This window comes from Ottowia massiliensis (genome assembly GCF_900240305.1).
Taxonomy (GTDB): Bacteria; Pseudomonadota; Gammaproteobacteria; order Burkholderiales; family Burkholderiaceae_C; genus Ottowia; species Ottowia massiliensis.
In genome coordinates, this window is record NZ_LT964854.1 from 1959818 (window position 1) to 1984313 (window position 24496).

25 protein-coding genes and 1 pseudogene are annotated in these 24496 nt (G+C 63.8%); 14 read left to right on the plus strand and 12 right to left on the minus strand.

The annotated features are described in order from the left end of the window. Window positions 1-6: 6 nt before the first annotated feature. The 5 genes from C1720_RS08765 to C1720_RS08785 are packed head-to-tail and all read right to left on the minus strand — an operon-like array spanning window position 7 to window position 4328. Window positions 7-519: an ApeP family dehydratase gene (locus C1720_RS08765; protein WP_102283929.1), complete on the minus strand. Its 513-nt coding sequence runs from the start codon at window positions 517-519 to the stop codon at window positions 7-9. Then, window positions 516-1415 (minus strand): beta-ketoacyl synthase chain length factor, encoded by a 900-nt coding sequence (locus C1720_RS08770; RefSeq protein ID WP_102283930.1) that lies wholly within the window; start codon window positions 1413-1415, stop codon window positions 516-518. Before C1720_RS08770 ends, C1720_RS08765 begins: the two co-directional genes overlap by 4 nt. After that, a complete protein-coding gene (locus C1720_RS08775) occupies window positions 1409-2671 on the minus strand; it encodes a beta-ketoacyl-[acyl-carrier-protein] synthase family protein (RefSeq protein ID WP_102283931.1) in 1263 nt (420 codons plus the stop codon). The genes C1720_RS08770 and C1720_RS08775 overlap by 7 nt, the downstream gene beginning before the upstream one ends. Continuing rightward, the gene (locus C1720_RS08780) at window positions 2668-3444 is read right to left on the minus strand and encodes a class I SAM-dependent methyltransferase (protein WP_102283932.1); all 777 of its coding nucleotides are present in this window, start codon (window positions 3442-3444) and stop codon (window positions 2668-2670) included. The genes C1720_RS08775 and C1720_RS08780 overlap by 4 nt, the downstream gene beginning before the upstream one ends. Next, complete coding sequence (locus C1720_RS08785; protein ID WP_233199888.1) at window positions 3441-4328, minus strand: polysaccharide deacetylase family protein; 888 nt, start codon at window positions 4326-4328, stop codon at window positions 3441-3443. Before C1720_RS08785 ends, C1720_RS08780 begins: the two co-directional genes overlap by 4 nt. Before the next feature lie 428 nt (window positions 4329-4756). On the opposite strand from C1720_RS08785, the gene C1720_RS08790 reads away from it, so the two are divergent. Further along, a protein-coding gene (locus C1720_RS08790; protein WP_102283933.1) for an IS5 family transposase occupies window positions 4757-5528 on the plus strand; the annotation gives its coding sequence in 2 pieces (ribosomal slippage) (window positions 4757-5112 and window positions 5111-5528; 774 coding nt in all). Window positions 5529-5626: 98 nt separating this feature from the next. Here the strand turns inward: C1720_RS08790 and C1720_RS08795 are convergent. Then, window positions 5627-6649, minus strand: a complete 1023-nt coding sequence (locus tag C1720_RS08795) for a class 1 fructose-bisphosphatase (RefSeq protein ID WP_102283934.1) — start codon at window positions 6647-6649, stop codon at window positions 5627-5629. 875 nt (window positions 6650-7524) lie between these two features. Here C1720_RS08795 and C1720_RS13050 point away from each other — a divergent pair. From C1720_RS13050 to C1720_RS08805, 3 genes are all read left to right on the plus strand, one after another. Next, window positions 7525-8151, plus strand: a complete 627-nt coding sequence (locus tag C1720_RS13050; RefSeq protein ID WP_146006944.1) for a hypothetical protein — start codon at window positions 7525-7527, stop codon at window positions 8149-8151. Between the two features lie 3 nt (window positions 8152-8154). Continuing rightward, a complete protein-coding gene (locus tag C1720_RS13055; RefSeq protein WP_146006945.1) occupies window positions 8155-8409 on the plus strand; it encodes a hypothetical protein in 255 nt (84 codons plus the stop codon). 950 nt (window positions 8410-9359) lie between these two features. Then, window positions 9360-9974 carry a LapA family protein gene (locus C1720_RS08805; RefSeq protein WP_146006947.1) on the plus strand — a complete coding sequence of 205 codons (615 nt, stop codon included), beginning with the start codon at window positions 9360-9362 and terminating at the stop codon, window positions 9972-9974. A 251-nt stretch (window positions 9975-10225) separates the two neighbouring features. Here C1720_RS08805 and C1720_RS13750 read toward each other — a convergent pair whose 3' ends face one another. Continuing rightward, complete coding sequence (locus C1720_RS13750; RefSeq protein ID WP_156303989.1) at window positions 10226-10384, minus strand: hypothetical protein; 159 nt, start codon at window positions 10382-10384, stop codon at window positions 10226-10228. A gap of 191 nt (window positions 10385-10575) precedes the next feature. Here C1720_RS13750 and C1720_RS08810 point away from each other — a divergent pair, with 191 nt between their 5' ends. From C1720_RS08810 to C1720_RS13755, 6 genes and pseudogenes are all read left to right on the plus strand, one after another. Next, the gene (locus tag C1720_RS08810) at window positions 10576-11055 is read left to right on the plus strand and encodes a transposase (protein WP_102283937.1); all 480 of its coding nucleotides are present in this window, start codon (window positions 10576-10578) and stop codon (window positions 11053-11055) included. Between the two features lie 17 nt (window positions 11056-11072). Then, window positions 11073-11459 carry an IS5 family transposase gene (locus tag C1720_RS08815; RefSeq protein WP_233199890.1) on the plus strand — a complete coding sequence of 129 codons (387 nt, stop codon included), beginning with the start codon at window positions 11073-11075 and terminating at the stop codon, window positions 11457-11459. Window positions 11460-12193: 734 nt separating this feature from the next. Further along, a complete protein-coding gene (locus C1720_RS08820; RefSeq protein ID WP_439650773.1) occupies window positions 12194-13822 on the plus strand; it encodes a TonB-dependent receptor domain-containing protein in 1629 nt (542 codons plus the stop codon). Further along, window positions 13806-14126 (plus strand): annotated as a pseudogene (gene nadA, locus C1720_RS08825) (quinolinate synthase NadA); the annotation flags it as partial. The gene C1720_RS08820 and the pseudogene nadA, both read left to right, overlap by 17 nt. 156 nt (window positions 14127-14282) lie before the next feature. Continuing rightward, window positions 14283-14612, plus strand: a complete 330-nt coding sequence (locus tag C1720_RS08830) for a DMT family transporter (RefSeq protein ID WP_065424158.1) — start codon at window positions 14283-14285, stop codon at window positions 14610-14612. 48 nt (window positions 14613-14660) lie between these two features. Then, window positions 14661-15431 (plus strand): TonB-dependent receptor domain-containing protein, encoded by a 771-nt coding sequence (locus C1720_RS13755; protein ID WP_158241686.1) that lies wholly within the window; start codon window positions 14661-14663, stop codon window positions 15429-15431. A 1158-nt stretch (window positions 15432-16589) separates the two neighbouring features. Here the strand turns inward: C1720_RS13755 and C1720_RS08840 are convergent. Next, entirely contained in the window at window positions 16590-17381 is a 792-nt protein-coding gene (locus tag C1720_RS08840; RefSeq protein WP_102283940.1) for a TrmH family RNA methyltransferase, read from the minus strand. Between the two features lie 192 nt (window positions 17382-17573). On the opposite strand from C1720_RS08840, the gene C1720_RS08845 reads away from it, so the two are divergent. Then, complete coding sequence (locus C1720_RS08845) at window positions 17574-18029, plus strand: RidA family protein (RefSeq protein WP_050714715.1); 456 nt, start codon at window positions 17574-17576, stop codon at window positions 18027-18029. A 51-nt stretch (window positions 18030-18080) separates the two neighbouring features. After that, entirely contained in the window at window positions 18081-19016 is a 936-nt protein-coding gene (locus C1720_RS08850) for a DMT family transporter (RefSeq protein WP_233199892.1), read from the plus strand. A 794-nt stretch (window positions 19017-19810) separates the two neighbouring features. Here C1720_RS08850 and glnK read toward each other — a convergent pair. Then, a complete protein-coding gene (gene glnK, locus C1720_RS08855; protein WP_050714713.1) occupies window positions 19811-20149 on the minus strand; it encodes a P-II family nitrogen regulator in 339 nt (112 codons plus the stop codon). Between glnK and C1720_RS13065 the strand changes: the two genes are divergently transcribed. Next, window positions 20130-20504 (plus strand): hypothetical protein, encoded by a 375-nt coding sequence (locus tag C1720_RS13065; protein WP_146006948.1) that lies wholly within the window; start codon window positions 20130-20132, stop codon window positions 20502-20504. The two genes, glnK and C1720_RS13065, sit on opposite strands and share 20 nt — an antisense overlap. 85 nt (window positions 20505-20589) lie before the next feature. Next, window positions 20590-22347: a bifunctional hydroxymethylpyrimidine kinase/phosphomethylpyrimidine kinase gene (locus C1720_RS08860; RefSeq protein WP_102283941.1), complete on the plus strand. Its 1758-nt coding sequence runs from the start codon at window positions 20590-20592 to the stop codon at window positions 22345-22347. Between the two features lie 179 nt (window positions 22348-22526). Here C1720_RS08860 and C1720_RS08865 read toward each other — a convergent pair whose 3' ends face one another. The 3 genes from C1720_RS08865 to C1720_RS14730 all read right to left on the minus strand — a co-directional run bounded on the left by C1720_RS08865 (window position 22527) and on the right by C1720_RS14730 (window position 24483). Beyond that, a complete protein-coding gene (locus C1720_RS08865) occupies window positions 22527-23303 on the minus strand; it encodes an amino acid ABC transporter permease (protein ID WP_102284600.1) in 777 nt (258 codons plus the stop codon). Window positions 23304-23489: 186 nt separating this feature from the next. Then, complete coding sequence (locus C1720_RS08870) at window positions 23490-24257, minus strand: basic amino acid ABC transporter substrate-binding protein (protein WP_050714710.1); 768 nt, start codon at window positions 24255-24257, stop codon at window positions 23490-23492. A gap of 100 nt (window positions 24258-24357) precedes the next feature. Next, window positions 24358-24483: a hypothetical protein gene (locus C1720_RS14730; RefSeq protein ID WP_439650751.1), complete on the minus strand. Its 126-nt coding sequence runs from the start codon at window positions 24481-24483 to the stop codon at window positions 24358-24360. Between the last annotated feature and the right edge of the window lie 13 nt (window positions 24484-24496).

Genomic DNA, 24496 nt, shown 5'->3' on the forward strand with positions numbered 1-24496 from the left:
GAGGTGTCAGGGAACGCTGGGGGCGCGCGGCGGCGTCAGCTGCACCACGGCGCGGCCTTGCAGCAGAAGCGGGCCGTTTTCGGCCTGAATGTTTTCGGCATGGAGGGTGAAGCGGTACAGGCGCGTGGGGCCGCTGACGGCGTCAGAAAGCACGTTCACGAGCAGGCGGGCGGCCACGCCGTCCAGCCGCGCGGCGTGGAAGGTGACGGCGCGCACGCTCACCAGCATGCCGCCAGCGGGCGCGGCATGGCCTTGGGCTTCGGCCAGCAGCGCGCCGTGCAGGGCCATGGCCTGCCCGGCGTATTCAATGCCGCAGGCTGCGCCCAGGCGGCCTTGCTGGCGCAAGGGGTTGCCGAGGTCGCGGTGGCTGCCGGCGGCGCACAGCAGGCCGTTTTCGCTGGCTTGAAGCACGCTGTCCAAGAGGCACATGCGGCCCTGGTGGGGCACGCGGGCGGCGATCCAGCCGTGGCCCTGGCCTGCGGCGGCGTTGAAAAAGCGGCCGGTGCTGTCAGTGTTCATGGCGCGGCGGGGCTGGCAGCCAGCGGCGTGATCTCAACGCGCAGCACTTGCGGCGGCAGGTAGGTCAGCGCCACGGGCTGGGCTTGGGGTTGGACGTGGGGCCTGGTGCGGCCTGCCGCAGCGGGCGCGGCCAGCGCCGCCAGCAGCGGCAGGCCCAGCCAGGGCGGCAGGGCGGCGGCCATGCTGGATAAGGCTTGCAGGCGGGCGGCCAGCGCGGCATCGGTGCGGGCCGTGACGGATTGCACGGTGTCGGCAACGCCCTCGACCAGCGCGCCCCGGCAGGGCAGGCTGAGGCGGGCCAGCGCGCACGGGCCAGGCGCAGGGGCCAGCACCAGCGCCAGCGCGCTGGCGTCGGGCACGGGGCGGCAGGCGCGCAGCGGCTCGGGGTGGTCGCTGTCGCTGGCCAGCAGCAGTACGGGCTGGCCGCCGGTGGCCACTTGCGCCATGGCTTCCAGCAGGCCGGCGGCAAAGCTGGCGTCGTGGGTGCTGAGCGTTTGCGAAGCGGGCGTGGCGCCAGTGGCGATCGACCAGTAGCCAGCGGCGGCGTTGTGCACCGAGTTGTGAAAGCGCGTGGGCGAGACCTGCCGGTCTTCGCCTGCCAGCAGCTCGCAGATGGCGTGGCAGTTGTGGCCGTCGCCGCCGGAGCTGGCGAACACGCCGGGCAGGCTGGCGGGGTCGCGCCCGGCCTGGCGGCAGGCTTGCAGGCCCGCCGCCAGCGTGGCCTTGACGATGCGGCTGGCGCGGCGGCGCTCGGCGGCGGGCAGCAGCTCGGGCGCGGGCAGAGCGGCGGGCGCATTGGCCCAGCCCGCCTCGCCGCGCAGCACGGCCAGCGCCTGCGGCCAGCCGTCCAGGCCGGGGCCGAGCAGGCCGATGCCTTCAATCCACGCATTCAGCATGCGGCCTCCCCGTCAGGGCGTGAAAGAGAAAAAACCAGGCTGGCATTGCTGCCGCCAAAGCCGAAGGAGTTGGATAGCGCGTGGCGCAGCCCGGGCGCGGGCGCGGGCTGCATCACCACGTTCAGCGCCAGCGCTGCATCAGGCTGGCGCGTGCCCACGCTGGCAGGCAGCAGGCCGTGGCGCAGGGCCAGTGCGCAGATCACGGCTTCCACCGCGCCGGCCGCGCCCAGCGTGTGGCCCGTCATGCCCTTGGTGGAGCTGCACGGCACGCCGCTGCCCGCGTGGCCGGGACCGAACAGCGCGCTGATGGCGGCGGCCTCGGCGGCGTCGTTGGCCTGCGTGGCGGTGCCGTGCAGGTTGATGTAGCCGATGTCGGCGGGCCGCAGTCCCGCGCGCTCCAGCGCCTGCTGCATGGCTGCGCGCGCGCCCGCGCCTTCGGGGTGGGGAGATGACATGTGGTGCGCATCGCTGGATTCGCCCCAGCCGGCGAGCATGACGCCGCCCGCGCCATCCGCATCGCCGCTGGCCGCGCCGGGCCGCTCCAGCAGCGCGAAGGCCGCCGCCTCGCCGATGGACAGACCCTGCCGCTGCGCGTCGCACGGGCGGCAGGGTTCGGGCGCCGTCAGCTGCAAGGAGGCAAAGCCGTACAGCGTGGTCAGGCACATGGAATCCACGCCGCCCACAATGGCCGCATCCGCCAGCCCGGCGGCCATCATCCGCTGGGCGGCGGCGAACACCTTGGCCGAAGAAGAGCAGGCCGTGGAAAGGGTGAGCGCCGGGCCGCGCAGGCCCAGCGCCTCGCGCACGAAGGCCGTGAGCGACCCCGTGTTGTGCGTGGCGCGGTAGTCGAACCAGGCGGGCAGCGCGCCATCGGCCCCGCGCTCGCGGTAGGCCAGCTCGGTGGAAAGAATGCCGGAGGTGCTGGTGCCCAGTGCCAGCGCCACGCGGTCCGCGCCGTAGCGGGCGATGGCCGCGCGCGCCGCTTGCAAAAAGCCATCGGCTTGCAGGCCCAGCCAGGCCAGGCGCTGGTTGCGGCAGTCGTAGGCGGCCAGCGCGGCAGGCAGCGTGGCGCCGTCGATGCCCGGCGCTTCGCCTATCCAGGTGGGCAGGCGGGCGGTTTCAAAGTCGCACGGCTTCAGGCCGCTGCGCCCGGCCCGCAAGGCGGCCAGCAGCGGCTGGCAGCCCGCACCCAGGGCGGTGGTGGCCGTCATGGCGCTCACGGCCAGCGGCTTAATGGGAGAAAGGGCTTGCGTCATGCTGGAGAAGCTGGCGCGCGGGCGATAAGAAAGGTGTTGGCAAAAGGCAGCCCGCCCGGCGTAGGCGCGGTTTGCACCGCAAGGCCCAGCGCGCGCAGCGCTGCCGCCCATTCGTCCAGGGGCCGCGCGTGCAGGCGCGCCAGGCCGTGGCCGCGCGCCAGCGTCACCAGCTGGTCGGCCCACAGGCTGAGCCTGAAGCGCAGGCCGCCTGCCGCGTCGCCCACGCGCAGCGCCAGCGTGCCGCCGGGGCGCAAGGCGGCGCGCGCGCGGCGCAGCACATCGTCTTGCTGCTGCAAGGGCATGTAATGCAACACGTCAAGAATGGTCACCACGTCCACGGCGGCCTCGCCGAAAGCGGCCTGGCAGATATCGGCCTGCTCCACGCTCACGCGCTCCTCGTCGCCTGACGCGCGGAAGGCGGCCTGCCCGCGCGCCACGTCGGCGGGCATCAGCTCCAGCGCACGCAGGCGGCGCACGCGCGGCGGCTCGGGCCAGCCTGCGGGCCACGCGCCGGATTCAAAGCGGTCGCGCGCAGCCAGCAGCCACGCAGCCAGCACGGCCTGGCCGCAGCCCAGATCCAGAAAGTCTTGCGCCTGCGGCGGCAGCGCGCCCATGCGCAGCAAGGCCAGAAACATGGGATCGCCGCCCAGCTTGCCGCGTGCGAAATGCCAGGCAAAGCGCCCGCCTGCGCGAAAACGCTGGCTGGCCGCATCCACCAGCGCGCGCTGCAAGGCGCGCTCGTCTGGCGTGAAGGCATCATGCAGACCGCTCATGCCGCCACCTTGTCCAGCGGGCAGACGGCTTCGCCGCCCTTGAAAGCCTCGTTCAGCGGCACGCTGCGCAGGCGCTGGCCGCGCAGGGCCTGCAACAGGCGCGGCAGCACGGCCAGCACCACGGGCCGCCCGTCGGGCGCAAGGGCGGAGTTGCCGTCATGCAGCAGCAGCACGTCGCCCGCAGCCAAACCGCGCGTCAGGCGCGCCGTGACCACGCCAGCGTCGGCGCAGCGCGTGTCGTAGCCACGGCGCGTCCATGAAGCCAGCAACAGGCCCTGCCGGTGCAAGATGGGGTCCAGCAGCGGATTGCGCAGCCCCGCCACGGCGCGGAAGAACTGCGGCGCACGCCCCGTCACCGAGCCGATGCTGGCCTGCGCCTGCGCCACCTGGCGCGACATGCGCCGCCAGCCGTAAACGGAAAAAGCATGCGGGTGCGTTTCGGTGTGGTTTTCAATGACATGGCCGCGCCGCGTCATCTCGCGCGCCAGGGCGGCATGGCGGCGCACGCGCTCGCCCACGCAAAAGAAAGTGGCGCGCATGCGCGCTTCGTCCAGCAAATCCAGCACGCGGGGCGTGACTTCCGGATGGGGGCCGTCGTCAAACGTCAGCGCCACTTCGCCGCGCGCGGCGGCCTGCGGCGGCAGGCGCGTGAGGTTCGGCCCCAGCCCCTGGCTGCGCGGCCACAGCCCCACGCCTGCCAGCGCCGCATGGTTGGCCAGCAGCACGCCCAGCCAGGCGGGCCAGCTCTGCGGCAGGGCCGCCACGGCCCCCAGCCCCAGCAGATGCAGCCAGGCCGAGGCTTGCAGCGCAGGCGCGGGTTTCCACGGCCCTCGCATGCGCCTGATGGGCCTCACGGGCATTTCTTCTGTTGCGTTCGCACTCATGGCGGCAATTATGTTTCAGCCCCCTTGTTGGACCAGGGCGCGAAGGCGCGTGGAAACCGCTTCAGAAAAGGAGCCGCGAAGCCAGCCTGCGCCAAGGCTCCGGGGCCGGGAGCCTCCGTCCGCAACTTGCTTGCGGAATGGATGAAGCGGCGGGTTCCTGCCCGCCCGCGCCACAAACCTGGCATGCCTCACGGGCCATGCGGCATCAAAAACAGGAGCTAATTGAAGCGGCGAAAATGCCATTCAGCGCAGTTTCCACTAGGACCTATTGCTATGGATAAAAGAGCAAAAATGGCTTCGCGCTTTCGTCCTCTGGTATTCAGTCTTGCGCATTCGTTGGCAGCGTCTTGCCCGTTCCGGACTCATTGCATGGACAGACCGTGGCCAGACGCTAGGCTGAATCGACATTCATCCGGTATCTCCGGCGGATGTCCGAGACCAAGCATCCGCGGCCCAGCTGCTACGAATTGACCCAAACCCAATGGGAGCGAATCGAAGATCTGCTCCTAGGCAAGGCCAGTGACCCTGGGCTTACGGCAGCGGACAACCGCAGCTTCGTCAATGGCGTGCTGTGGGTGTTGCGCTCCGGGGCGCGCTGGAGCGATCTGCCGACGCGCTACGGAGCCTGCAAGAGCGTGCAAAAGCGCTTCACCCGCTGGGCGGCCAGGGGCATCCGGGAGCGGGGGTCGCAGTCCCTGATTCAGGATCGAAGCAACGAGTATCTGATGATTGACAGCAGCATTGTCCGGGCGCACGCACAGGCGGCGACCGGAAAAGGGGGCAACGCACCCGGCTCTGGGGCGTTGCCCAGGAGGTCTGAGCACGAAGATCCACATGGCGGTGGATGGCCAGGGCCGCCCGGTGCGATTTATCCTCACTGGCGGCCAGCGTAACGACATCACACAAGCCCCAGCGCTGCTGGCCGGGTTCAAGCCCAAGTACGTCTTGGCCGACAAAGGCCATGACAGCTGGCAACTGGTGGCGCAGATCCACTCGCTCGGCGCCCAGCCGGTGATCCCGCCTCGCAGCTGCCAGCAACCGCGTGCCTACGACAAGGCACTCTACCGACTACGCAATCGCATCGAACGTTGCTTTGCCAGGCTCAAACCGTTTCGCCGCATCGCCACTCGCTTCGACCGCAAGCCCTCCCACTTCCTGGCTTTCCTCTACCTCGCATCGATTCCCTTGTGGGTGGGGTGAATGTCGATTCGGCCTAGTGAAACGGGCGCAAAAGCCATTTTCAGCCCCTTGAATTCGCTCCTTTTTCAGAAGCGAAAAGCCGCCTGCCTCAGCCTGGGTCAGCCTTGGGTCTGGCCCGCTTGCTGGTGGTAGCGCGTGACGCGCTCCACTTCGTTTTTGCTGCCGAGAATGACGCTCACGCGCTCGTGCAGCTTTTGCGGCTGCACGTCAAGAATGCGCTGGCGGCCATTGGTGGCCGCGCCGCCGGCCTGTTCGATGAGCCAGGCCATGGGGTTGGCCTCGTACATCAGGCGCAGCTTGCCGGGCTTGTCCGGCTCGCGCTGGTCCCACGGGTACATGAAGATGCCGCCGCGCGTCATGATGCGGTGCACGTCGGCCACCATGCTGGCGATCCAGCGCATGTTGAAGTCCTTGCCGCGCGGGCCGTCTTTGCCTTGCAGGCATTCGTCGATGTAGCGGCGCACGGGCGCGTCCCAGTGGCGCATGTTGCTCATGTTGATGGCGAATTCGTGCGTGTCTTCGGGAATGCCCAGGTTGTCTTGCGTGAGAACGAAGCTGCCTTGCTCGCGGTCCAGCGTGAAGGAGGCCACGCCGTCGCCCACGGTGAGCACCAGCGTGGTCTGCGGGCCGTAGATGCAGTAGCCCGCCGCCACCTGGCGGCAGCCGGGCTGGAGAAAGTCTTTCTCTTGCACGCTGCGGCTTTCTTCGGGCATGTGCAGCACGCTGAAGATGGTGCCAATGCTCACGTTCACCTCAATGTTGCTGGAGCCGTCCAGCGGATCGAACAGCAGCAGGTATTCGCCCTGCGGGTAGCGGTTGGGCACCACGTGAATGCTCTCCATCTCTTCGCTGGCCATGGCGGCCAGGTGGCCGCCCCATTCGTTGGCCTCAATCAGCACTTCGTTGGCGATGATGTCGAGCTTTTTCTGCACTTCGCCCTGCACGTTCTCGCTGCCTGCGCTGCCCAGCACGCCGCCCACGGCGCCTTTGTTGATGGCCAGGCTGATGCGCTTGCACGCGCGCGCCACCACTTCGATCAGCAGGCGCAAATGCGCGGGAATGTGCCCGTCCACCCGCTGCTTTTCAACGAGATAGCGGGTCAGGGAAATGGTCTTGCTCATGGTTGGGATTCCTCAGGTTGTGCGGAGCGGGCCGCCAGGCAGCGCTCCAGTTCGTTCAAGCCGGTTTCGGTCTGGCGCTGCTGTGCCAGCACGCCCGGCTGAGACTAGGTCCAACGCCAGCTCGCCCGCCCGCGCGCAACGCCTGCACCTCAAAGCCGCCGCGCCGCTGCCGAGACGGTCAGCGGGCCAGCAAGGCAATGCTCCAGCGGGCAGCAGATAAGCAGGCATGGAAAAAACAGGTAGCAGAAGACAGGCGAAAAGTCGGACGATTTTGCAACGGCCGCAGCGGCGGCCCGCGCTGCCAGCAAAGAGCAAATGGCCCCAAAGCGCCTGCCGCCTTGGGCGCTTCAGCGCAGGAGCTGCGTGCGCACGCCCCGCCAGCGCGGCAAACGCGGTGAATGGGCATGCCGCTCCATCAATCAAACAAGGCCAGCATATTGGTTGATGTGGACGGGCTGTTTTAAAAGCGGCCTGAATTGAAAACGGTCTGAAAGGCGTTGCGCTCCATGCGGAAAAACAGTTTCCGATCTTCAGAAAACGCATATTCCAATGGCTTCCGCCTGTCAGCGCTAATGGCAATATATTCTTGCGGGCCGCAAATCACGAGAATGACAAGCTTTCTGGGTATTTATCTGCGAACACTGTGTTTCCAGATAAAGCATGACGGCGATCCTGAATGCCATTTCTGGCGCTTGCCAGCGGTGGAGTCTGATCCGTCAAACTGTGTGGGCATTACTAACGCAACGGGCGTTGCAGAGGGCAGCGGCGAATTTGGGAAACGAGGCGCTCAATTGATATTGCAAAGACTGCCATGCTCGGCTTACGATGGATTCCGCTATTTAAACGAGTGACCACTTACGGAAAGGAGCGAAGCGATGCAACTGGAACATTTGTCAATCGACGGGCGGCGCAAGCTGCCGTTTTGCGGCTTTCATGCGCTGCTGGGGCGCTGGCTCCGGTGGGCCTTGCTGGCCATGCTGGCGCTGGGCTGGCAGGCGGCAATGGCGACGCCGCCTGCGATGGAACCCATGGCTGAAATCGTGGTGGATGTTCCCAATCCACAGCCGGGCATACCGGTGGATGAATTCGAGATGAAGTTTTCATTCATCCGATTGGAAAAGGGCCTGCATGGCAAGATCAAATTCAAGGTAGTTGGAGCCAATCACCGGGATTTGACGGGCATTGAGGTGCCAGCGGAGTTGCCGCTGGATAGCCCGGGGCCGACGGCAGAGGCTAAATTCAGGCCAAAATTTTTGAAAGCTGGTTGGTATCATATTTTAGCTGATTTTGAATCCAATGAATTCAATGGCGGAATACAATTCAGCATCTTACTGCATAATGGGAAGGTTTATTACGACTGGCTTGGAACAAATCTGCTGCATTCAATAGCCAGATTCAGTCTCAGGAACCACGATGAATACCAGTCATTGGTCTCTAAAGTCAATAAAAAGCATGAGCAATGGAAAAAACCATCCAGGGGAAGAAGAACCACTTCCTTTTGAAAGATGGCTGAGCTGATTGCTTATGGCCGGTCGGATGAAAATGGGGAGCTTAAATTCATATCTCCCGTTGATGACTTGAAATACCAGGTGCAGCTTCTTGGCAAGCACGATAGATTTAATATTGGTATTTTTAAAGATGCCGATAATTTTACCCCCTTGATATCGCTGTTTGATCAAAAAGAAGAAATAAACATCAAACCTGATGATGCACATAAAGATAACAAATACCACATCAGCGAAGCCGAAGCCAACTCCTGATCTGTTTTCCAGGCCCTGTATGAACTGACGGAGCATGTCAAACCCATCGCAGGCATTCCCTAAGCGCCCGTTTTCAAGAAAGTCGTCACCAACCGTCCCACGCCAAGAGAGGCTTTTCACAGGGCTGGCAGCGATGGAGGAAAAAAGGTGTCTGAAATGCACCTGGGTTCTCTCAAGTCTTTTGACTGGGACGTGATGGCGCACGAATACGGCCATGCCGTGGCTTACCTGCAAGGCGCAACCAGGGCGGAAGGCGGCTTTCATGACGGAAGCAATCNAAAAAAGGTGTCTGAAATGCACCTGGGTTCTCTCAAGTCTTTTGACTGGGACGTGATGGCGCACGAATACGGCCATGCCGTGGCTTACCTGCAAGGCGCAACCAGGGCGGAAGGCGGCTTTCATGACGGAAGCAACCAGTACGACATTGAAAAGAATCCGTCTGGCGAGGCCCTTAACACCTATCGGAACAAGGAGCTGTCCAACGCGCTGGCGCTCAATGAAGCCTATGCCACGTGGTTTGCGCTGAATTTTTGGAAAGAGCGCCGGTATTCCAGTGAAATTGCGTGGCTGGGCGGCCACCGGCTTGATCAGACCTGCGAAGCGAATCAGATGGGCAATCCGATGGATCTGGAAAGCAACGCAAAACCTTATGGCGCGAGACCGTGCCTTGCGTTTCGGCCAGCGCCTTTACCCTGGCGGCAAGCGCGGCATGGCGCCTCTGGGCGGGTTCTTGCAGCATCGTGCTGCGGCAAACCGTCACGCCGTCCGCGCCAGCGGGCCGGATCACTCGCGCCCTGCCTGCCGTGGCTCTTCTGCTCTTCTGATATGGCGTTCGCGCGGGCGGCGCTTTTTGGGTGCTTTGAGGCGTTTTGGAATGGCGCTTTGGAACCAGCGTTCAGGGGCGCGCCATTAAACTCATCACCCTTTCGTTTGCACAGGAAAAAACCGTCATGTCCCTGCGTTCGCTGCTGCTGTTGCTGGTTGGTATTGCCATTTTGGCCTTTGTGGGGGCCAACTGGGGGGTGATGATGGAGCCGACGCATCTGTCTCTGATCGTCGCTGACGTGCAGGCCCCGCTGGGGCTGGTGATGCTGGGGCTGCTGGCGGGGGTGTCGTGCATGTTTGTGCTGATGATTGCCTACATTCAGGGCACGGTGCTGGTGGAAACGCGCCGCCACGCCAAGGAGCTGGCGGCGCAGCGCGAGCTGGCAGACAAGGCCGAGGCTTCGCGTTTTACCGATTTGCGCGCGCATCTGGATCAGGAAATGCACCGCCTGAGCGAGACGCTGGAAAAGGTGAGCCAGGAAACGCTTTCGCGCGTGGATCGCGCCGAGATGGGGCTGCGCGAGCATTCCGCCCAGCCGGAGCTGAGCAAGCTGGCGCAGACGGTGGAAGGCTTCAACCGCGAGCTGCACATGCGCATTGACCGGCTGGAGATGGGGCTGGGCGAGCGCATTGCCCATCCGCCGCAGCCGCCCGCGCTGCAAGCGCCTGCTTCCGCGCCCGTTTACACGCACGCTGCGGGCGACGCTTACGTGGATGTGGACGACGCCACGCCGCGCTGATGCGGAGGCCGGCGCCGCGCTGGCGGTGCGGCGGCCCGATTTTTCTGAAGAAAAGCCCTTGGCCTGCTGCGGCCAAGGGCTTTTTTTCAGAGCCTGTTCATGGCCTGGCCGTGAAGGGCGAAAGCTCGGGAAGCGGGATGGACGGCAAGATGCAAACCGCAGGCGGGCCTTGCAGCCTAGCGAGGACTTGCAACGCCGCAAAGCGCCAATCCACGCTTTTTGCGCTCACGGACGCACGGGTGAGCCGCCTCTCACATGAGCAGGCAGCGCCACAGCACGCGCGGCGCGTCGCGGCGGCGCAGCACGGGGCGCGTGGCCAGGGCGCGCGGGCCGAGGGCGCGGGTCTGCGCCAGCACGCTCAGGGCGGCTTGCACCACGGCGCGCAATTCCCAGCCCGCGCGGCCCGGCACGCTGGGCGGCCCAGTAAGCGGCCTGTTGGGCGGCTTGTTGTGCGGCTTGTTGTGCGGCTTGTTGTGCGGCGGCTTGCTGCGCGGCGCTCCATTGGTTCCAGTCGCCCTGCTGGGCGTTGTTCTGGAAGGTTTGCTGGGTGTTGTCGCGGTTAGGGCCTGTTGAGAATCCCCTCTTATGCTGCAATCCCGCCATGGAAAGAAGAGTATTGAGCGACAAGCAGTGGGCACTGATGGCCCCGCACTGCCTGGGCAAGCCTGGCGATGCAGGGCCAAGAGGCACGGACAACCGTTTGTTTGTAGAGGCCGTGCTGTGGATCGTGCGCACAGGCAGCCCCTGGCGCGATTTGCCTGAAGAATTCGGCAAATGCAACACCGTTTTCAAACGCTTTCGTGACTGGGTCAAGGCCGATATCTGGCAAAAACTCTTTGATGCCGTCAGCGGCCAGCCGGATATGCAATACGCCATGGTCGATGCCACNGATTTGCCTGAAGAATTCGGCAAATGCAACACCGTTTTCAAACGCTTTCGTGACTGGGTCAAGGCCGATATCTGGCAAAAACTCTTTGATGCCGTCAGCGGCCAGCCGGATATGCAATACGCCATGGTCGATGCCACGATCGTGAAAGTGCACCGTCACGGCCAGGGCGCAGGACTCAAAGCCAGGCCATAGGGCACTCGCGTGGGGGCGTGAGCACCAAGATACTGGCCCTGTGCGATGCGCTGGGCAATCTGCTCAAGTTCGCTCTGATGCCATGCCAGCGGCATGACAGCAAAGGAGTCGAAGAGATGATCCGGAACCAAAAGTTTGAGGCGCTGCTGGCAGACAAAGCGTTTGATGTTCAATGGCTGATAGAGCGATTGCAAGCACAAGGCGTGCCAATCGTGATCTCGCAAAGATCCAATCGACGTCGGCCTTTGGCCATTGATGAGCACATGTACCGCTGGCGTCACCTCATAGAAAACTTCTTTGGCAAGCTCAAGGAGTTCAAGCGCATAGCCATGCGCAGTGACAAGACCGATGCCAGCTTCAAGGCAGCGATCTATCTGGCTTCGGCTGTGATTCAATCTCGGTAATTCTCAACAGGCCCTNTCATAGAAAACTTCTTTGGCAAGCTCAAGGAGTTCAAGCGCATAGCCATGCGCAGTGACAAGACCGATGCCAGCTTCAAGGCAGCGATCTATCTGGCTTCGGCTGTGATTCAATCTCGGTAATTCTCAACAGGCCCTAGGACTTGTAGCTATCACTTAATGAGCGAAGCTCAGTCCCCGCCTTCCTTTATCGCCTCTTGGCTTGTGCCTTGCCTCTTCATTGCCGCTACCCTGCATCCGGCTGGAGGTCTCCGCGCGCCATTGTCAGAGCCTTTTCCGGTCCTTTTCATACGACTATTAATACGAATGATTCGTATCCAGAATGTAGAATTGCCATTTTTTGTTTCAAGCTCCGGCCGGCCATGCCGCTGCCCGCCTTGCAGGGTACACGCCAGCCGCTTTTCTGTTTTTTTGTACTGGCAACTGAAATGGCAACGAACGTTTCTTCTTCTCTTTTTGCCCGCCGTCTGCTGGCGCTGGGTGTTCAGGGCGCATGCCTGGTGATGGCGCAGCAGGCGAGCGCCATATCGGCGGGCGAGCAGGCGCAAAGGGCAGCGCAGAAGGCCGCTCAAAAGACAGCGCCGAAAACAGCCGGAGCGGCGGCGGATGCCCCGCGTGAAGCGCCCTCGCTGCCTGCCGTGCAGGTGAGCGCTTCTGCCGAGCTGGAGCCTGGCGCGGCGGCGCGCGTTCAGGGCCGCGCGCTGGAGCAGGCGGGCAGCATGGCCGATGTGATGCGCTATCAGCCGCTGGTGGAGGCGCCTTCGCTGGTTTCGGGCACGGCGCGCAGCGGCATGGACAACACGCGCTACAACCGGGGCGGCTCTTCGGGCTACAACGTGCGCGGTGTGGAGGGCAACCGCGTGGCCATCGATCTTGACGGCGTGGAGCTGCCCGATGCCGTGGACCGCATTGCCTGGTCAGGCCGGGCCGCCAGCACCGGCACTTTCAGCATGGGGCGCGATTTCATTGACCCGGAGGTGTATGGCGGCGTGGATATTCAGCTGGGCACGACGGGCAGCCGCCGATCGGCGGGCGGCATTGGCGGGGCCGTGAGTTTTCGCCCCAAATCGGCGCGCGACTATCTGCGCGAGGGCAAAAACAGCTATCTGGGCCTGAAAGCGGGCTACGCCAGCGCCAATCGCATGTGGACCGAGGCCGTGACGGCCGCCGGGCGCAGCGGCGCTTTTGACGGCTTGCTCAGCTACGTGCGCCGCGATGGGCGCGAGGCCAAAAACAGCAGCCCTTTAGGCATGCGCAGCGAGCCGGAAGACATCACTTCCAACGCCCTGCTTTTGAAGGGCGACTGGCGCGCCAGCGCCGGGCATACGCTCAGCCTCACTGCCGATTTGCTGCGCCGCCGGCACCGCTCGCAATACGAGTCTTCCTGGCTGGCCAGCAACTTGCGCGGCACCGAAAGCAGCTTTTCCTGGCAGAACGCCAAAACCGCGCGCGACACCTTGCAATTGACCCACTTGTGGACGCCTGCCGGCGGCTGGTTTGACCAGCTTGAAACCCGCGTTTACGGCCAATACACCCTGATGGATGACACCACCGACACCCTCACCAACACCAGCCGCACTGCCTTTACCGAAAGGGCGCGCAACCGCAACCGCAGCTTTGGGCTGGCCAGCACGCTGGAAAAAAGCTGGGGCAGCCACCGCTTGCGCGCGGGCGTGAGCGCCTCGCGCAACGCCAACGAACACCCGCTGGAGAGCACCGAGTCCTATCACAACTCCCCCACCGATTTGCAGCGCCCATTTCCTGACAACACCACCACCCGCCTGGGCGTGTTTGCCGAAGACGCCATCACCTTGCGTGCTGGCAGTCAGCGCCTGGTGCTCACCCCCGGCCTGCGCATCGAGCGCGTGCAAAGCCGTTTGCGCAATCTGGCCAACATGGTCAGCCCCTCCATGACCCTGGCGCAGCTGCAAAGGCTCTACGGCTCATCAAGCGCCGCCACCACCCTCATCAGCCCCAGCCTGAGCCTGAGCTGGTATTTGCAGCCGCAGTTTGCCGCCTACGTGCAATGGCGGCGCAGCGGCCGCGCGCCCACCAGCAGCGAACGCTACGGCCTGTGGCGCAGCGGCATCTACCGCTGCAACTGCATCGTCGTGGGCGACGCTGGCCTCGAGGCCGAAACCAGCAACACTTTCGATATCGGCGTCAAAGGCAGCCCCGCGCCCGGCGTGCGCCTGAACGGCTCGGTGTTCTACACGCAATACAAGAACTTCATCGGCGTGACCCGCTACCCGCGTGACCGCTACCCCGGCATGTTTGCCAACGCCCCCGCGCACCTGGTCACCATCTTCAAGGCTGGCAACCGCGACAACCGCCGTATCGCGTCCTGAAAAAAAATTCATCGTGGCGACCGATTTAGGCATCCTGCACGAAATGCAAAAGCAGGCGCCCGACAAAGAATTTATCGCCGCCCCGACGGCGGGCAACGGCGGAAGCTGCAAAAGCTGCGCGTTCTGCCCGTGGATGGCGATGAATTCGCTGGGCGGCATCAAATACGCCCTGACAAGCGGACACAACGAAATCCTGTTGGACAGAAAGCTGGGCGAAGCCGCCAAACTGCCTTTGCAGCGTATGCTCGACTTCGCGGCAGGACTCAAACGCGGGGATGTGTTCAACGGCATGGGACCCGCCTGATTTGCCGTTCGTAATGGGTGCAGCCTGAAAATACCGCCCGCCTGCTTTCCCAAGACGGGGTTTGCGCACAAAAAATCTTTAAAAACAAGACTGTTTTTTATTTTATTGCATTGATATAATTATACTTTCTTTCATTTATCAGGTAAAAACATGCAAATGCACTGGCTCTTTCTGACTGTAGCAATTTTAAGCGAAGTCTGCGGTTCTTCCATGCTCAAACTGAGTGGCGGGTTTAGCAAACTGTGGCCTTCTATTGGCGTGGTAGTCAGCTTTTCGGTGTGTTTTTGGGCCTTGTCTATGACACTGAAAACCATGCCGCTGGCTACAGCATACGCCATTTGGGCAGGCGTGGGACTGGTTTTAACGGCTTTAGTCAGCGTGGTGTTTTTCGGTGAGAAAGCTGATTTCATTGGGATTGTCAGCATCGGTTTGATTTTGCTGGGCGTGGTGCTGCTCAATACCATGTCGCATATGTCGGGGCATTGATTAATCCACTATACCGTTTCAGACGACCTCTCAAACAAGGACAACACCATGCAAACCGATTGCGACGTATTGATTGCCGGAAACGGGCTGGCAGCACTGACGCTCGCCCTATCGCTGCCTGAATCGTTCCGCATCGTCATTTTGTGCAAAAACCGGCTGGACGACACCGCCAGCCGTCATGCGCAAGGCGGGATTGCGGCGGCGTGGTCGGGAGAGGACGACATCGAAAAACACGTTGCCGATACTTTGGAAGCGGGCGCGGGTTTGTGCGACGAAGCGGCCCGCATCTACGGCCTGGAGCTGGGCACGCGGCTGGAGCACGGCACGTGGACGCCCGCCCTCAAGGGCCTCTACAGCAGCCTGGCCTTCGGCTACAGCAAGGGCGAATCACGCTCCAGCTACGAAGGCGACAAATACGTGCCGCTGGACACCGTGCAGCCCGCCAAACTCATCGCCGGCATCGGCTACGACGCCCCCGGCAAAACCTGGGGCGTGAACCTGCTGGGCACCTTCGCGCGCGGCAAACAGGCCCAAAGCACCAACCGCAACAGCTACCGCAACACCGGCAGCGGCTTGACCGAATCCAGCGTGGAATTCATCCGCGTGCCCGGCTTTGGCCGCCTGGACCTGTGGGCCTACTGGCAAATCACCCCCGCCCTACGGCTGGATGCGGGCGTGCAAAACCTGGCCAACAAAAGCCACTGGCTCTACAGCAACGCCCGCAGCTACGACGCCAGCTCCGCCGCCGACTGGCGGCGCTTCCAGCTGGCCGCCCAGCCCGGCCGCAGCTTCAATATTTCGCTGATCGCCACGTTCTGAAAACCGGCCGTAAGGCGGGCCGCGCGCCAGCCGCGCAGCCTCCATGCCTTGCAAACCGCCCGTTTATTCCGCCGCCGTTTTGATAGCAGTAAATCCAGTCGAACCGTGCGAGAAAGGCGTTTTCCGCGCCTGAAATTCGCTTTCGCAAACAGAGTGAAATGTGCGGCTTGCGGGGCGCATTCATTTCACCGGCCGCATGATCTAAACCGCCAGCCGTGCGTGTTTGCAGGTTGCAGCCCGGGGGCTTTTCATGTTTGTTTAAAAAACCGTTCAGCGTCTGGCCGTGCTGGCAAAATCATTTGCCCGTATCTGAACCCCAAGGTCTGCCCGAATGATCAAAAAGAAATGCCCCTTTTGTTCTTTCAACATTGAATTTCCGTTGCGCGTATGGCTTTTCCGGTCTTTAGATTATGAACCCGGATGGCCTTTGACCCCTCATTCGCGAGTGCCCCGCCGCATTCTTTGCCCGTACTGCAGAAAAAGATCCTATTTCTCATCAGAATACATATGGATTTTGATGCTTTCTATAACATATATCATGGTTCATGATAGTCTATGCCAGCGCCGGAATACTATATCATGATGCAATCGGAATGTTATGTGTATTTGCATCATGCCCGGCGCTATACCTTGTATTTAAGATTATCCATCTATACTGCGTCAAACTCATTCCGAACGATAAACCCTGACAGCCCGCATCAAAATAATCCCGCATGAGGAATCTTGTCATCAGGATAACGCCTCGGATTTTGAGGGATGAATTCGCATGCGTATCTTGCCGGAATACGGAATGTGGATTTTCGGTCAAGCGCGAAAAAAGAACGGAGAGAAAAAGGGTTGGCCTGAAACTGGAGGGCTGTTCATGATCTGGCCGCGAGGGGCGAAAGCCTGGGAATCGAGATGGGCTGCAAAACACAAACCACAGACGGGCCTTGTGGCCCGTCAGGGGTTTGCAACACCGCAGAGCGTCCGGGGCCGCGCCCAAATCCACACTTTCTGCACTCGCAGACGGATTGCAAGCAGGTTCCAAAGCGTCACCCTCGCCCTTGTATGTCAAAAAAAGGAGCGAATTCGAGGGGGTTAAAGCGCCATTCGGCGCAGTTTCTACTAAGACGATTTGCTATTGATGTAGGAGCGAAATAACTGTGGTGCGTTCGCTCATTCGCCTGCCTCGCGGCCAGCGGCGCTGGCGTGCAGGCAGATGGCGGCGGCGGCGGCCACGTTCAGCGATTCTTCGCCGCCGGGCTGGGTGATGCGGATGTGGGCGCTGGCCTGGCGGGCGAGCGCGGCGCTGACGCCCTGGCCTTCGTGGCCCATGAGCCAGGCGCAGGGCCAGGGCAGGGCGGTGCGGTGCAGCCACTGGCCCTGGTGCGAGCTGGTGGCCAGCAGGGGCACGGCCAGCTGTTCGATGTCTTCGGGCTGCAGGCCCTCGAACAGGTGCAGTGCGAAGTGCGCGCCCATGCCCGCGCGCACTACTTTCGGCCCCCAGAGGGCGGCGGTGCCTTGCAGGGCCAGCACTTGGGTGAAGCCGAAGGCGGCGGCGCTGCGGAGCATGGAGCCGGTGTTGCCTGCGTCTTGCACGCGGTCGAGCACGAGGGTGGGCGCGCCGGGCGCGAAGCGGGCGGGTTGCGCGGGCAGGGGCAGTTCGATGACGATGCCCATGCGGGCGGGCGATGGCAGCGCGCTCAGGGCGGCAAAGAGGGGGTCGGCCAGCACGATGTTCTGGCGCGCCAGGCCAGCCCATTCGTGCGCGCTTTGCTGCCAGCTGCTTTCGGCGAACACGGCCAGCGCCGGGCGCACCTGGCGCGCGCGGGCGGCGCGGGCCAGGTGGTCGCCTTCGAGCCAGGCGCGGCCTTGCTTGCGGCTGGCGGCGCTGTCTTGCGCCAGGCGGCGCAGGTCTTTGAAAAGAGGGTTGGCGGGCGAGTGGATGTGCTGCGCGGGGGCGGGCATGGGCGGGCGGCGGGGCGGCGCGAGAAGGTGGAAAGGGCGGATTGTCTTGCGCTGGCGCGGTTTTTCCGGCGCGCGCGGCGTTTGTCACGCCTGCGGGCGGCAATGAAGCAGCAATGAAGCAGCGATGAAGCAGCAATGGGGGCGGTCATACTGCGCCGTCTTTGCCATCATTCACAGGAAAGGAACGACACCATGACGCCACAGGAAAATCTCGCCCGCCTGGGCATTGCCTTGCCCGCCGTCAGCGCGCCAGCCGCCGCTTACCTGCCTTTTGTGCGCACGGGGAATCTGGTTTATTTGTCTGGCCATATCGCCCGCCGCAACGGCGCGGTGTGGACGGGCCAGCTTGGCGCAGGCATCAGCACGCAAGAGGGCCAGGCCGCCGCGCGCGGCATTGGCATTGATCTGCTGGGCACGCTGCATGCGGCCGCTGGCGGGCTGGAGAAGGTGCGCCGCATTGTCAAGCTCGTCAGCTTCGTCAGCTCGGCCCCGGGCTTTGTGGAGCAGCACTTGGTCACCAACGGGGCCAGCGAGCTGATGATGGAAGTGTTTGGCGAGCGTGGCGCGCATGCCCGCAGCGCCGTTGGCGTGGCCCGGCTGCCGCTGGACGCCTGCGTGGAAATCGAGCTGATCGCCGAGGTGCAATGAGCCGCCGGAGCCAAGCCCGGCCGCCCGCCGCTTGCCCGCCCTGTTGCCGCCATGTCTGAAAACACGCCTGCTTCTTCCTCTGCCTCTGCCGCTTCAGCGGCGGCGCCTGCCAGCCTGGGCCTGGGCATGGCGCTGGCCGTGCTGGGCGCGCTTGCCTTCAGCGGCAAGGCCATCGTGGTCAAGCTCGCCTACCGGCACGGGGCGGATGCGGTCACGCTGCTGATGTACCGCATGCTGCTGGCGCTGCCCTTTTTTGCTGTCATGGCTTGGTGGGCCGGGCGCGGGCGGCCCGCGCTCAAGGGGCGCGACTGGCTGGGCGTGCTGGGGCTGGGGGGGTCGGGCTACTACCTGTCGAGCCTGCTGGACTTTCTGGGGCTGCAATACATCAGCGCCAGTCTGGAGCGGCTCATTCTGTATCTCACGCCCACGCTGGTGATGGCGCTGGCCTGGGCGCTGCGCGGCCAGCGGCCCACGCGCCGGCACTGGCTGGCGGTGGCGGTGAGCTACAGCGGCGCTTTGCTGGTGTTCGGGCGCGAGATGCAGCTGCCCCACACGGCGGGCACGGCGCTGGGCGCGGCGCTGGTGCTGGCGGGCACGGCCAGCTACGCCACCTATCTGTTTTTCAGCGGCGAATTCGTGCGCCGCCTGGGCGCCATGCGCCTGGTGGGGCTGGCCACGGTGGTGGCCTGCCTGTGCTGCATCGGCCACTTTCTGATCACGCGCCCGCTGGCTGCGGCCGCCGTGCCCGCGCCGGTGCTGTGGCTCTCGGTTTTGAACGCCACGCTGTGCACTGCCGTGCCCGTTCTGCTGCAAATGATGGCGGTGGAGCGCCTGGGCGCCAGCCTGGCGGCGCAAATCGGCCTGATCGGCCCGCTGGCCACCATTGGCATGGGCGTGCTCATTCTGGACGAGCCTTTCACCCCCTGGCTGGCAGCGGGCACGGCGCTGGTGCTGGCGGGCATCGGCCTGTTCAGCCGGGCGCGGTGAGCGGTCAGGGCCGGCAGCCCGAGAGGGCGGCCAGGGAAGGCAGGCGGCTTTTGCTTCGCAAGAATTTCGCTCCTCAAACCATAGCGTTAGGTCCTAATGGAATGAGCGCAAGAGCCATTTTCAAGCCCCGAAATCAGCTCCTGTTTTTGATGCGGCCAGGCATTTTTCATGGACTGCCCCAAGAGGCGAAAAGACATGAAGGCAAGGCCGGGGGCAGGGCGCAACGCGGGCCAGCCGGTTTCTCCGAATCCACCCTCCCATGAGGGCCTGCTCACGCCCTGTCTCTCATACACATCCGACGCTGCCGCCCTGCCTACGCGTCCAGTCCTCCTCATGCCACCTCCCGCTCCCGATCGACTCTGTGTTCGGATCTGTCTGACGCGCAACGATCGTGTTCCGTGCTGTGTGCCCTATCTCCTCCGCCGATAGTCCTCCCTGACGTCACCTGTCNCGTGGGGCAGGCCCTGGGGCTGGTTGATGGCCGGGCGCGTGTTGTCCAGCGCGGCGGCTGCCGGGGCGGGAGCGGCAGGGGTGGGCGGGGGGGCCGGGGGTTCCCTTTTGGTTGCCGGTGGGGGCTGTATTGGGGGGGCCGGGGGCCGCGTTTGTGCCTTTTTTCGGGCGGGGTGCGGGCGGGGGGCGGCGGTTTGGGGCCTGGCTTTCCGTTTCCGGGTGAAAGCGGCTTTTCAGCCTTGCGCCGCCTTGCCGCAGGCGTAAAAAAACGCCGGGTGAGGCGGTCGTTTGCGCATTGCGCGCGGTTTGAAAAAGCGGCTGGCGGGCGGAGCCTGGGGCCGGGGTCAGATGGCCGCTTCATCCTCCTCGCCTGTGCGGATGCGCACCACGCGCTCCACGTTCGAGATGAAGATCTTGCCGTCGCCAATCTTGCCGGTGCGCGCGGACTTGAGGATGGCGTCCACGCAGCGGTCCACCAAATCGTCGGCCACCACCACGTCAATGCGCACTTTGGGCAGAAAGTCCACCACGTATTCAGCGCCCCGGTACAGCTCGGTATGGCCCTTCTGGCGGCCAAAGCCCTTGACTTCCGTGACCGTCAGGCCCGTCACGCCCACATCGGCCAGCTCTTCGCGCACTTCTTCCAGCTTGAAGGGCTTGATGATGGCGGTGATCTTCTTCATGTCGTTTTTTCCTTTTTGCGAGTTTTTGTCGGAACGCGGCGATTCTGATGCGTTGCAGCACGAAGGGAAAGTGGATGAAACCCTGAGAACTTGTTCACGGTTTGTCTGCGGACGAGAAAAGCGCGGACTCAGGCGCCCTGCGGCCTGGCAAATGCCTCGCTGGGCCATGCAGATGGCATCAAAAACAGGAGCGAATTCAAGGGGTCCTGAATGCCTTCTTGCGCAATTTCCACTAGGACATCATGCTATGAATGAAGGAGCGAGAATAAGCGAGGCCCAACGCCTTGCCCGGCAGAAATCAGCTTCTTTTTCCCTTGCGCTGGCAGATGAGGCGCGAGCCTCTTGCATGCCTTGAAGCGGCGTTCGGCGGCTTGTGACCGTTTTGATCGCGCCTGGCGGCTGCGCTGTCTGGCGAGCCTGGTGTGCTAACTTGCCCGGCCATGACTGAATCCACACATGAATCTGGCCGCAAAGCGGATTGCGAACCCGCCCACGAACCCGGCCGCGAACCCGCCCGCAAACCCATTCTCTGGAGCATCGCCGGCAACGACAGCGGCGGCGGCGCGGGCCTGGCAGCCGACCAGCGCGCGGCGCTCGCTTTCGGCGTGCACCTGTGCCCGGTGGTGGCCGCCGTCACGGCGCAGAACTCGCAGGCCGTTACCCGCGTCACCCCCTTGCCTGCGCAAGAGCTGGAGGCCCAATTGGCCGCGCTGGCAGGCGACATGCCGCCCGCCGCCATCAAAACCGGCCTGCTGGGCAGCGTGGAAAACGTGCAAACCGTGGCCCGCTGGGTAGATGCCCTGCGCCAGCGCGCGCCCGTGGCCCTGGTGATCGACCCCGTGCTCGGCGCCAGCACCGGCGCGGCCTTTGCCAGTGACGCCGTGCTGCGCGCCTATTGCGAGCTGCTCGTGCCCCGCGCCACGCTCATCACCCCCAACGCCGCCGAAGCCGCCCGCCTGTGCGGCGAAGGCGGCCCAGACCGCCCGCGCGGCATGGCCGCCGCCGCGCGCCACGCCCGCCGCCTGCTCGACATGGGCGCACAAGCCGTCTGCGTGACCGGCGGCGACGCCCTGGCGGCCGATGAAAACGGCGGCCTGGCCGCATCCGCCGCGCCAGACGAATGGCCCGGCTGGGCGCTGGACTGGATGGACACCCCCCACGCCAGCGGCTGGCTGGCCCTGCCGCGCCTGCGCCAAGCCCGCCACACCCACGGCACCGGCTGCACCTTTGCCAGCAGCGCCGCCAGCGCCCTGGCGCTGGGCTTCGTGGCGGCCGATGCCCTCGTGCTCGCCAAGGCCGCCACCGCCCACGCCATCGCCCACGGCTACGCCGCCGGGCAAGGCGCAGGCCCCGCCGCCGCCGCCCCCGGCTTTGCCAGCGGGCCGCGCTACATGCCGCTGCTCACCTTCGGCCACGAAGACCCCGCCCGGGCCTTCAGCGCCGCCTTGCAAGCCGAAGCGGCCGCCAGCCTCTTTCAGCCCGCCAGCGGCCATCAACCCAACCCGCCGGACATCGGCCTTTACGCCATCGTGGACAACGCCCCCGCCCTGCAAGCAGCCCTGGCCGCTGGCGTGCCCACCCTGCAACTGCGCATCAAAACCCCGTCCGCACCCGACGAAGCCTGGCGCGCCGCCCTGCGCGACACCCTCGCCCAAGGCATGGCCGCCTGCGCCCGGGCCGGCGCGCGCCTGTTCATCAACGACCACTGGCAACTGGCCCGCCAGCTCATCAGCGCACACCCCGGACACGCCGCCCGCACCGGCCTGCACCTGGGCCAGGAAGACCTTGCCGCCCTCACCACCGAACAGCGCCAGGGCCTGGCCGCCAGCGGCCTGCCCCTGGGCATCAGCAGCCACAGCCTGTGGGAGCTGGCCCGCGCCCGCAGCCTCGCCCCCGCCTACATTGCCTGCGGCCCCATCTGGCCCACCACCACCAAAAACATGCCCTGGCGCCCGCAAGGCCTGGGCAACCTCGCCTTCTGGGTAGCCACCGCAGGCCGCCCCGTCACCGCCATCGGCGGCATCCTCACCCCCGAACAAGCCGCCGCCGCCGCCCAAACCGGCGCCAGCGGCATCTGCGTGGTCCGCGCACTGGGCTGCGATCCGCAAGCGGCGGCGCCCGCTTATCTGGAAGCGGTGAAGCGGGGGCGGTTGAGTGAAAAGGCAGCGGCGCCGGATATGCCAAAAAGCGCCTTGTGAACAGGATGAACAGGACAAAGCGCCCGCCAATATCTTCATGGCGCTTTGTCAAAAAGGCATTTGACGGTTTTATTTGCGATATTCATGTTTCATGAATAAGCCGCAACCGGGTGATTCATTGCGCGCATCATTCAAGCAATAGCCGCCTCTGTCAGCGCAGGCGCATTGAATTACCCTAATTACCCTAATTCGCTGCGCCCCAAATGCGTCTCCAGCTTGCGCAGCCCCAAAGTCAGCACGAAAGTCATCAGCCAGTAAATCAGCGCCACGGCCAAATAAGGCTCCCAATAGCGGCCATAGGCTCCGGCCACGGTGCGGGCGGCGTAGGCCAGTTCGGCCAGGCCGATGGCTGAAACGAGCGAGGTGTCTTTCAGCAGGGCAATCATGTTGTTGCCCAGCGGCGGCAGCATGCGGCGAAAGGCTTGCGGCAGCACAACGTAGCGCATGACTTGCGCGGGCGTCATGCCCAGCGACATGCCGGCAAAGCGCTGGCCGCGCGTGATGGACTGAATGCCGGCGCGAAAAACTTCAGAAATGTAGGCGGCTGAATTGAGCGTGAGCGCGGCCACGCCGGAGAGCAGCGCGCCGTGGCTTTGCTTGAGTTCGCGGGCCAGCTCGCCGGAGATCAGCAGGCCGTTTGCCGGGTGAACCAGCAGCGGCATGACGGCAAAGTGCATCAGCAGAATCTGCACGAATAGCGGCGTGCCGCGAAAAAAGCTCACGTAAACCGTGGAAGGCCAGCGCAGCAGGTATTTGCAAAATGCTTTCCAGGGCTGATGCCGGGCATGGGCCAGGCGCGCCAGCGCAATCAACAAGCCCAGTGTGCAACCCATGAGAATGCAGGCCACGGTCATGCCGACGGTGACCAGCATGCCTTCCCAGAACAGTTGCCGGTATTCAACCAGAATGTCCGGGCGGAACCACCCGAACCACATGACCGGTGCGTTTTCTTCCATGCGATGGCGCTTGTGCGCTGTTGATTGATTCAAATAGGGGCCTGATGAAAGCGGCTGCCGTTTCCGTTGAATGGAAATTTCAGGCGAATGGCTTTGGCCAGGCAAAATGGGGCAAAACAAATGCGGGGCAAGATTCATCAAAAATCTTGCCCCGTTTTGCTTTTGCCGTTTTATGCCCGGGCAGGCTTATTGCGGCGCATATTCCTGATGGAACCACTTTTTGTAAATGGCGCCGTAGCTGCCGTCTGCCTTGATGGCGGCCAGGCCGGCATTGACTTTGTCGCGCAATTCCTTGTCGCCCTTGCGAAGCACGATGCCGAAATATTCTTTCGGGAAATGAGGGTCTTCCACGGTTTTCAGGCCCTGGGTTTGCGAAACGCGGTAGGCAATCACGCCGTTGTCGCCAATGGCGGCATCCACGCCGCCCGATGCCAGCTCGGAGATGATGAGCGGCGTGCTTTCAAAGCGGCGGATGTTGGGGCTGGCCTTGCCGAATTCGCGGCTGCTCACATCGTCAGCCGTGGAGCCGCTCACAACGGCCACTTTCTTGCCCGCAATGTCTTTGAGCGAAGCGATGCTGCTGCCCTGGGCCACGGCGATGAGCTGCCGCGCATCAAAGTAGGGGTCGGAAAAATCGTAGCTTTGCTTGCGCTTGTCGTTGATGGTGACGCCTGAAATCACCAAATCCACATCGCCATTGCCCAGCGAGGCGAAGATGCTGGAAAACGGCGTATTGACGATGCGCAGCGCCAGCCCTTGCTTTTTGGCAATGGCGTTGATGATGTCGATGTCAAAGCCGACGATCTGCTTGTCCTTGTTTTCAAAGGCAAAAGGCGCATATGTGGCGCTGGAGGCCACCACCAGGGTTTTGGCCTGCGCCAGCGCAGCGGCAGGAAGCAGAAACGCGCCAGCGACGGCGCCGAGCAAAACGCGGGAAAACGAACGCTTGTTCATATTGCAAGAAGTGGTTGAAAGACGGCGATTGTCGCAAGGCTGAACGCAGGTTGGCTCCCGCTCAATCGACGCAGGCTGCTTGTGCTGGCAACGCCACGCGTCATGCGCCAGATGGCCGCGCATTTCGCGGGTGATGCGCCGCCCGGTTTTTCAGCAGCGCATACGGCAACTCAGCCCCATCAGCGGTCATGAAATCGCTGGCCAGTACGGCGCGCAGGGCCGCCACGTAGCCGCAGGCG